Origin of the sequence: Plectonema cf. radiosum LEGE 06105, from assembly GCF_015207665.1 — a bacterium.
In the GTDB taxonomy this organism is placed as follows: Bacteria; Cyanobacteriota; Cyanobacteriia; order Cyanobacteriales; family Nostocaceae; genus Rivularia; species Rivularia radiosa_A.
This window is the reverse complement of sequence record NZ_JADEWL010000206.1, coordinates 1-8,952: the sequence shown is the minus strand read 5'-3', so window position 1 is coordinate 8,952 and position 8,952 is coordinate 1. Positions and strand designations below refer to the sequence as shown.

The following is an 8,952-nucleotide window of genomic DNA, read 5'->3' as shown; positions in this document are numbered from 1 at the left end:
TTATGAAGCGACCAATAATTATACACAATTAGCTATCTAAAACATGATTCACTCAAAAATTCTTAACTTGCTACCCTGTTGTAGCGCACAAGGTAGATTTAGTATTAATTCGTAATCATTCTTTGCCCGAATGATACTTTACCTTTCCAAACTACACTGCTTGTGGTAAGCAGCTAGAATCTTTACTTTCACGCGATTGGACAACCCAACTTGCAAGCGCATTAAGAACCTCTGCCTTCTCTTGGGGAGATGCTTCCATCACGAGCGATCGCAAATTGGTTTTTGGTTTAGAGCCAACTAATCGCGAAACATACCATTCCCTTGCATCTTCAGGAAGAACCAATAATAAAGACAAAAATTTTGTGGTTAGCAAGTCTGCTTTACCGCGCCGGAATCGAGACAAAGTAACTTCAGAAACACCTATCAGTTGAGAGATTTCTTTAGCTGATATGTCAAAACGTTCGAGCATTTCATCGAACAGCTTTTGATGCATCTCCATATTTTGTGTAACGATTTCTTGCATTTTTTGCGCCAAATAAATTAAAGAGTTCTTTAAATGATTAAATAGTTTTTTGATGAGATAGGCAAGTAAATTAAACGAAGCTTTAACTATCTTAATCCTAGCAATATCTTAGACCGTTGGAGTTGGATCTAGTTCCACTTTCTTCTACTCAAATAAAAAAACCAGCCCCGGTCTTGACAGGACGGGGCGTATCTAAAAATTCAACTTAGGTGCATTATGACGCATAACAGCCAAAAAATTCAAGGGAAATTTTACCCATTACAAACAAATGAATGGATAAATGTTTGTAAATCTCTTACCAAGTCTCAAATAAGCTTACTTTATTATCTACGTTCTTCTGACCCCTATGGCAACGGTGTAAAGATTAAAGCCTCTGATATCGCCAAAGAAATAGGTATTACAAAACGTGCAGTTAATGCTGCGATCGCTGTTTTGGAAGAGAAAGGTTACATCAACCTCGAAGATATTGAGTATTCAGTTAAGGTCAATTCAGGCGGTTGTCTATGTGACAATTCTGATAGTGGCACACAGGTGGGAAGAGAATTTCCCACCCAGGAAGAGAATTTCCCACCTGAGAAATCTAGTTCCCACTTGGGAAGAGAATTTCCCACTGAGGAAGAGAATTTCCCGCTTGAGAACAGAATTTCCCACTCGTCGGCTGAAACGACCGTACAGCAAGAAGTTGAAACTTCTAAGATTAATAAGACTTATAAAGACTTTAAAGACTCTCTCTCAGAAGACGAGAGAGAGAGTTTTTTAGAATTTTCAAAAAATAAAGCAGCTTCCTTACCAAAACCACCACAACTACCTATGAAGTGGATAGAAGCCAACTTTGAAGAATTAAGGTATCTGTGGGAGAAGCAAAACAATGCAAATGGATCAATACATTGCGAGGCGGAGAGTAGTACAAAAATTCTATGTTTTGAAAGTTGGGATAAAAGTAGCCATGAAGGTCAATATCACGCGCTAATGAATTTGGGATTAGCAAAGTTTTGCGAAAATTCCACTTCGTCTGCTTGGTATGAGTGGGCGAAGGCAACTTACCCAGAAAAGTTTGTTGATGTGCCTTCTTAAAGAAAATAACCTGCTTTCAATGCTTTTTTAGAGTTTCCTAATTACCATGTACGCAAATCAAAACAATGTAATTGATTTTTCTTTCTATGCAAGCAGAATACCGCCGCAGTGCGTAGAAGCTGAAGAAACCATTTTAGGCGGAATTTTGCTCGATCCTGATGCTTTAGCTCGGGTGCGGGATGAATTGAAGCCTCACCATTTTTATATCGGCGCTCACTCCTTTATTTACCAAGCAATGTTGAAGCTGAACGAGCAAGAGCAGCCGACCGATCTAATTGTCGTTATTGACTACTTAAAAGCTAACGAGCTTTTAGCTAAAGTCGGTGGGAGAAATAAGCTTGCTAGCTTAGTTGATCGCTGTGTTAGCGCTGTGAATATTGATGCTTTAGCTGCTTTAGTAATCGGTAAATGGAAGCGTCGCGAACTCGGTCGTCTTGGTAATCTAGCAGCAGAATTGCAACATAAATCCGATGATGAAGTTTCATTAGAGCAAGCATTCGAGCAGCTGCAAGAATTTATTTATAAATTGCATATTGGTTCATCAAATGCTCATAGCACGAGTCATATTAAAGAAGTGATGACCGATGTGTATCAGCAGATTGAAGAACGCCACCAAGGAACTGCACTTGGGGGCATCCCTACAGGTTTTTATGACTTAGATGCAATTACAAGTGGGTTTAGTCCGGGTGACTTGGTAATTGTTGCGGGTCGTCCGGCAATGGGTAAAAGTGCCTTTGCTGCCCAAATTGGTTTTAATGTTGCACAACAGCAAAATCAAGCAGTGGTTTTATTCAGTTTGGAGATGAATACTATAGTCCGGATTCACCAGAACGAGGAATTTGTGAAATTATTATCGCCAAACACAGAGACGGTGCAACTGGAATTGTAAAACTTCTTTTCGATAGTCAATATACCAAATTTAAAAATTTAGCTCGTGGTGCATGGTGATGAAGATGGCAAGTTACAGCAAAGGAGAAGATGGACTTAATAATATTTCGGAGCCAACCCCGCTATCAGATATCTTGAATGCTTTTAAATACATTGAACAAAAAAATATGGGTACAACACCAAGCGGGGTCAAAACTGGATTTTACGATTTAGATGCGGTAATCGGAGGATTTAAGCCAGGAAAACTAATCACTATTGCGGGTCGTCCGGCAATGGGTAAATCATCGTTTTTAGGTAATTTGGCTTTAAATATTTCATCACAAGAACGGTTGCCAACTGTAATTTTTAGTCTTGAGATGGGCAAGGAGGAATGGGGGGATAGATTTTTAGCGAATGATATGCCCATTGAATCAAGTTTTTTACAGAACGGTAATATTAACAAATCGCAATGGGAACTTTTAGCGCAATCGATTAATAAGTTAAGTGAATTGCCTATCTACATCGACGATTCACCCGTGTTAACTCTTAATTCAATTCGTTCAAAAGTTAAGCAACTAATTGCCAAACACGATCGCATCGGCATGATTGGAATTGACTATTTGCAATTAATGGAAGGGACGGATGGTGATAGTTTTAACCTCGCTTTTCAAATTGGAAAAATCACCAGAGGGTTAAAGCAATTAGCGCGGGAATGTAACACAACTGTTGTCATATTGTCGCAGTTAAATCGTGGTGTAGAAAGTCGGAATATCAAGCGTCCTATGATGTCGGACTTGAGAGAATCGGGGCGAATTGAAGAAGATTCGGATTTAGTACTGCTTTTATACCGTGATGAATATTACCACCCAGATACGGTTGATAGGGGTATTGCAGAAGTAATTGTTGCCAAAAATAGAAGCGGAGCAACAGGAGCAATAAAACTGCTGTTTGACGCACAGTTTACTTGTTTCAAAAATTTGGCACAACGTTATCAGTGAACAGTTATCAGTTATCAGTTGACAATTACCTATCACCAATTACCAATTACCATGACAACACTTTTTAACCCACAGCAATATCAAAATTCTTCTCAACGTGACTGGGATGGTGCTAGTTATGACCCTGCTTGGGATAAAACTACTGATGTTTCACATACTGTAAAGCCGCTTGAAAATAGTAATGAAAAAGTTGGAGCAGTCGTGGAAGTTTCAGAAGAAATTGAAAGTAATGAAATTTATTCCGACCGTTGGGACCCGGCACATTTTGGTGAAATTCCGCGTAAAGTTGATGAAACCGGAAACCCTACGATTTTTTGGGATGAAAGCATAGAACCACCCCTACCCGATGATTTTAATTCACTAAAAGAATATGAGGAGGCATGGCAGCAATGGGAAGAAAACTTCGACAGCTTGACCTGTGCAGCGGAGTGGGAGCAGGATTTCCTCTCGCCGGATTGCAGCTTGGAGGATTCAAGCTTATCGGATTCTCAGAAATCGACGAGTATTGCAGCGATCTGCTTGCAGCAGCGCTTCGCTATCGCCTCTCCTCCCTTTATCCAGGAGTCCACAATTACGGATGTATCAAGTCCCTTGCCTTTGAGGGAGGATGGGGACTCAAACCCGGAGAAATCGAAATTATCACCGGATCGCCGCCCTGTCAGCCCTTCTCAATTCAGGGAAAGCGACTTGCTGCCGCAGACGAGCGAAACTGTTTTCCCGCACTTCTGCGAATCGTTGAAAACTACAAACCAAAATACCTCTGCATCGAAAATGTTAGAGGATTACTCAACTGTCCCTCCAACCCAGGGAGCGATAAGTCATATTTCGGATACGTCCTTAAAGAGCTTTACCGCTGCGGGTACGATGCAGAATGGTTATGTGTATCTAGCGGACACTTTGCCAGCCCCTTCGATAGAGGAAGATTACTGCTGGTTGCCCGCTCCCACGGCATTATCTACAAAAGGGAGCCGTCCCCCTGGACTGAACAAGTTAGAGAATTTTTTGAAAAAGAACGAGCTGATCAAGAAAGGAGAAGTGTTAAACCCGGTTATCCTTTGTCAGTGGTTCGGAATCCCGGAGACTTGGCTCGACCCCTCGGAATCCCAAACCGCAATTCAGCTATTAGAAAACAGCGCAGCGCAGCAGGAAATTTACTCGATTCTCGAATTGCCGCATCGACACCTAATTCTTCGAGCAGCCACAATATACGTTGCGATAAGCCTTCGGCATGGCTTCGCTAACGTGAATTATTTAGATGATGGACAACAATCATAATTTCTTCCTGTATTAGCTAACTATTCCTTCTAAAAAGCAAAGCATAAATAGTATCCATAACGCATCCTGCTGTACTAGTAATTGTTTGCTAATTAGATAGATACAATTAAACGATGCGCTAAGCGTTCACGTAGTGTCCCCGAAGGGGAAAGCTCCAACGATCGCGATCGCGGTGTCTCCTTAATAAATTGCAGCTTTATTAATACTTTTTCTTTTTCTAAATATAAATACTTAAACTATTAATTAAAAATACACTTAGGAGCCAGTTTATCTAAATCAGTAAAGCTACTCTACTCGTTTGAGATCGGAAATAACTAATATAAATCAGGTGATACATCATCTGACGTATTCAACATTTTATCAAGTTTAATAATGGACATCAAAAAACCTTATTGTATTAATCAGCCGGAGGTGGGCGAACTCATTCGTGAGTTGCGAATTTCAACTGGATTAACCCAAGAGAAATTTGCGGCTAAGTTGGGCGTTACTTTGCTAACAATTAATCGTTGGGAAAATGGACGCAGCCAGCCTTCACCTTTAGCTATGGAGAAGGTTGAGGGAATGTTGGAAGAAATAAAACAAGGAGAATATTTAATAAGAAAGTATATTTCCAATAGTTAAATGCTAGGTATTTAAAATAAATTAGTTATTAAGGTTAGCTATACCATGTTTAAAAAAATATTACTCCCTGTCAGTCTTGCTTTTTTTATAACATCTTGTAATAACGCTAAAGTTCCTAATGTTGTTGGTCAAGAAGCAAGTTATGCACGAGGAATTATTAAGGGGCAAGGTTTTGAAACAGAGGTAATAGAGAAGATAGAAGATGGCATTCAGCCAGGTCAAGTATTAAGCCAAGAACCTATTGCTGAAGCATCAATAAAAAAAGGAAGCAAAATCAAGTTAACTATTACCAAGCCTCCTGTTTATGAACTTAAGGGTTCTGTAAGATTGCTTGACTCAGAAATTCAAGGAACAGACGACTATTGTTATGGTAGTGGTGGTTACAGTGATATTAAAGGAGGTATGTCAGTAACAGTCCGAGATGGTAAAGGCAATATTTTAGCTACTGGGAATACTGAAAGTGGTGTAAGACCGCCAGGAGAATATTCAAATATTCAATGCACTTTTTCTTTTAACGTAAACAATATTCCTAAAACTGAATTTTACAGTGTTGAGGTAGGTCGTCGGGGACAAATGAATTACTCCTATGAAGAGATGAATAAGCAAAAGTGGGAGCTTGTTTTATCTCTTGGATAATCAACAGCAAACGATGCGATCTCAATTATTCCAAAACATTTTAAACCTAACTCTTCATCTTGGGCTATGGAAAAGGTTGAGAGAATGTTGGAAGAAATGGGCGATACTCTTTCGGAGTCACTTCGCGATCTGCTTGCAGCAGCGCTTCGCTATCGCGGAGAAGATTTACTGTCAAAATACACGGGTTAATTAATTACAATAAGTTAATTTATGGATACTGCAAGTGTTTTAATAATACTTGCAATATTTAGCATACACAATTTTTTTCAAACTTAGATAATAATTTTTACTTTAAAAATAACAATTTTATGGACTTATTACCTTACGAATCTTTTGATAAAAATCAAGCTCAAAATAAAGTTTGGGAATGGCTAAAAGAGTCAAAAGGATATCATAATTTTCCATCTACTCAAGGAGTTGTATTAGTTTATGAAAATTTGACTCCAGCAGCTTTAAAGAAAAAATTAATGGAAGATTCTCATAATCATCAACAAAAACTAACCGATCAAGAATGGGAATTAGTAAAGGGTGTATTAGGAGGAACTCTACCACCGAAAGAACCCCGCGATATTCCCACTGGTACCCCTGCTAATAATCCTATTAGAGTTATTCAAGCTATCGAATCTAAACTTAAAATCTTAGATACTGACCAGCAGAAAGTAGCTTTTGAAGTTCCAAGCGGACCGCAACGCCTTCGCGGATTAGCGGGGACTGGTAAGACTGTACTATTAGCTAAGCGAGCAGCTAAAATTCACGCTGCCCATCCAGATTGGAAAATAGCTTTTATATTTTTTACTCGTTCTTTGTACGCCCAAATATTAGAGCTAATCGACCTTTCTTATCGCGAGATGACAGATGGCGATCGCCCAGATTGGACTAAGTTAAAAGTTTTACACGCTTGGGGTGCAAAAGACCAAGACGGATTTTATAGAAGTCTATCGCTAAATACCTAAATAAAATGTTTAATTATTTTTTTGGCAAGAGTATTTCTTTGCTTTAATTCTCGCTGCATACAGTTGTCACAATGGTTATTTCATATCTTGTATCTTAGAAAGCTATCGTCAAAATAATTACTAGTTTTTTTACTTAATTCTTAGCCGCCTGGGACTGCAAGTTCCAGTCTGATATAGCAATCCTAAATGACTTGTGAGAAATTTATGTATAATCTGGCGGTTAAAACCGCTACTACACCTTCCTAAGTCAACCTGCGTGGACGCTATAAAACAACCCGCGCACCATCCGGGTTTTGCTTGTGTAGCCAAGGCAGCGCGCAGAAGGGGGGGTCTCCCCCATGAGCGAATGCCGTGCGACTTATAGTCGCCAGGAGTGATTTAAATGTAACCTCTATTCCTAACTTTTAATCTACGTATTTTCTCACATCTCAATTCGGATTGCTATAGCAGAAGTCCATTAAAATGGACTAAGATATTGCATTTTTATTTTAGTTATATTTTTTTGATATTTTTTATTATGTAGTTAATTATGCTTATGGTGCAAGATATAAGTTATCAAACAAATTTACCACGAACATTTGTTTGAATTTGGAAAATTTATTTAGATTCATTATATTTTAAAATACATACCATAACATTTGTATTTAATTCGATTGGTAGATTATTTAAATTAACACAGCCGGAGATAATTAATCAGATAAAAAGCATTTAAATCATATATAGCAATGGTCATATTGGTTAGGACATAATATTTTGTTCTTAAGTTTACATCTTGCACCATAGAAACCTATTGTTAAAATAATTACTAATTTTTTAACTTAGTTCTTACCCGCCTGGGACTGCAAGTTCCAGTCTGATAGCAGAAGTCCATTAAAATGAACTAAAATATTGCATTTTGATTTTAGTAATATTTTTCTTGATATTTTTTATTATCTAATTGATGATGAGTAAGGTGCAAGATATCACTAAGGAAACTTTTAAGAGGATGTTTAAAAGTCTAATTTAATATTTTAACTAGGGACTAAAATTAAGAAACCCAGTTTTTTTGTAACCGGGTTTTAAAAGTAGTTAATCGAGTAATTAACCATTAGCTAACTGTTAACTAAACTATTAACTATTAATTATTTTATATGACAAAATTAATTTATTCATTGTAACAAGTTGTACCCCGAAGATTTTCGGATTTAAATTCATTACAATCCTTAAAACTTTCAGATTGTAACGACCACCAATAAGGTTTATCAGATGTGACTACACCATTAGCCATAGTAGTTAATCGGAAATTTGCTCCTCGAAAATTAGTTAAAAATAACTTTGCTCCATTTAAGTTAGCTGCTGATAAATTAGCACTCATCAAAGCAGCAAAAGACAAATTAGCATTTTCCATAGAAGCCGATCTGAGATTAGCACCAACTAAAGAAGCGTTAGAAAGATTAGCATTATTCATTACCGCATTTTCTAAATCCGCACCCGTTAAATCAGCATTCGTAAGATTTGTACCTGTTAAATTCGCTCCTTTTAAATTCGCATCGCGTAAATTTACTGTTGACAAATTAGCTTGCGATAAATTAGCACCACTTAAATCACATCTCGGACAAGCACCAGTCGCTTTAAATAGTTCAATATCTTGCGGATTAAACGCTTTTACTTGCTGCATAAATCCCAAACAAGCTAATAAGGTAAGACTAGCTACAATTTCTAATTTCATATTTTTTTGAGAGACTTATTTGGTAGTGGTTTTAAACAGTTCTGTACTGCTATACTTACATATAGAAACTGTTAATTATATAACAAGTATAAAGAATATATAAAAAGATTATAAAAAATTTGTAAATTGTGAGATTTGAACTACTCAATCTCACATACAGGTCTTAAAATGGTTTCATTGAGAAATATACCGAAAGCTCTATAGTCAACGAATTATCGAATCCCTCTAGCCCAGTTTATATGGTGGCGGAGGGATTCACTTTTTTTGGGAATGGGTAATGGGGAGATGGGTAATGGG

At 37.7% G+C, this 8,952-nt stretch carries 11 protein-coding genes; 9 read left to right on the top strand and 2 right to left on the bottom strand.

The window, feature by feature from the left end; all coding sequences use genetic code 11:
• Positions 1-151: 151 nt before the first annotated feature.
• Positions 152-523 carry a helix-turn-helix domain-containing protein gene (locus IQ247_RS30040; RefSeq protein ID WP_193925609.1) on the bottom strand — a complete coding sequence of 124 codons (372 nt, stop codon included), beginning with the start codon at positions 521-523 and terminating at the stop codon, positions 152-154.
• 216 nt (positions 524-739) lie between these two features.
• Here IQ247_RS30040 and IQ247_RS30035 point away from each other — a divergent pair, with 216 nt between their 5' ends.
• The 9 genes from IQ247_RS30035 to IQ247_RS30005 all read left to right on the top strand — a co-directional run bounded on the left by IQ247_RS30035 (position 740) and on the right by IQ247_RS30005 (position 6,947).
• Entirely contained in the window at positions 740-1,597 is an 858-nt protein-coding gene (locus tag IQ247_RS30035; RefSeq protein ID WP_193925607.1) for a MarR family transcriptional regulator, read from the top strand.
• A gap of 46 nt (positions 1,598-1,643) precedes the next feature.
• The gene (locus tag IQ247_RS30030; protein WP_228060179.1) at positions 1,644-2,486 is read left to right on the top strand and encodes a replicative DNA helicase; all 843 of its coding nucleotides are present in this window, start codon (positions 1,644-1,646) and stop codon (positions 2,484-2,486) included.
• Positions 2,435-2,545, top strand: coding sequence for a DnaB-like helicase C-terminal domain-containing protein (locus IQ247_RS33715; protein WP_375341258.1), 111 nt, complete (start codon positions 2,435-2,437; stop codon positions 2,543-2,545). The genes IQ247_RS30030 and IQ247_RS33715 overlap by 52 nt, the downstream gene beginning before the upstream one ends.
• Positions 2,546-2,550: 5 nt before the next feature.
• Positions 2,551-3,462 (top strand): replicative DNA helicase, encoded by a 912-nt coding sequence (locus IQ247_RS30025; protein WP_228060178.1) that lies wholly within the window; start codon positions 2,551-2,553, stop codon positions 3,460-3,462.
• Positions 3,463-3,842: 380 nt separating this feature from the next.
• The gene (locus IQ247_RS30020) at positions 3,843-4,703 is read left to right on the top strand and encodes a DNA cytosine methyltransferase (protein WP_193925604.1); all 861 of its coding nucleotides are present in this window, start codon (positions 3,843-3,845) and stop codon (positions 4,701-4,703) included.
• A gap of 406 nt (positions 4,704-5,109) precedes the next feature.
• Positions 5,110-5,358, top strand: coding sequence for a helix-turn-helix domain-containing protein (locus tag IQ247_RS30015; protein WP_193925603.1), 249 nt, complete (start codon positions 5,110-5,112; stop codon positions 5,356-5,358).
• 45 nt (positions 5,359-5,403) lie between these two features.
• A complete protein-coding gene (locus tag IQ247_RS30010; RefSeq protein WP_193925601.1) occupies positions 5,404-5,994 on the top strand; it encodes a PASTA domain-containing protein in 591 nt (196 codons plus the stop codon).
• A 66-nt stretch (positions 5,995-6,060) separates the two neighbouring features.
• On the top strand, positions 6,061-6,183 hold the full coding sequence (locus IQ247_RS33275; protein ID WP_265579716.1) for a hypothetical protein: 123 nt from the start codon (positions 6,061-6,063) through the stop codon (positions 6,181-6,183).
• A 119-nt stretch (positions 6,184-6,302) separates the two neighbouring features.
• Positions 6,303-6,947 carry a DEAD/DEAH box helicase gene (locus tag IQ247_RS30005; RefSeq protein WP_193925591.1) on the top strand — a complete coding sequence of 215 codons (645 nt, stop codon included), beginning with the start codon at positions 6,303-6,305 and terminating at the stop codon, positions 6,945-6,947.
• 1,144 nt (positions 6,948-8,091) lie between these two features.
• Here the strand turns inward: IQ247_RS30005 and IQ247_RS30000 are convergent.
• Positions 8,092-8,655, bottom strand: coding sequence for a pentapeptide repeat-containing protein (locus IQ247_RS30000; RefSeq protein WP_193925590.1), 564 nt, complete (start codon positions 8,653-8,655; stop codon positions 8,092-8,094).
• Positions 8,656-8,952: the final 297 nt, after the last annotated feature.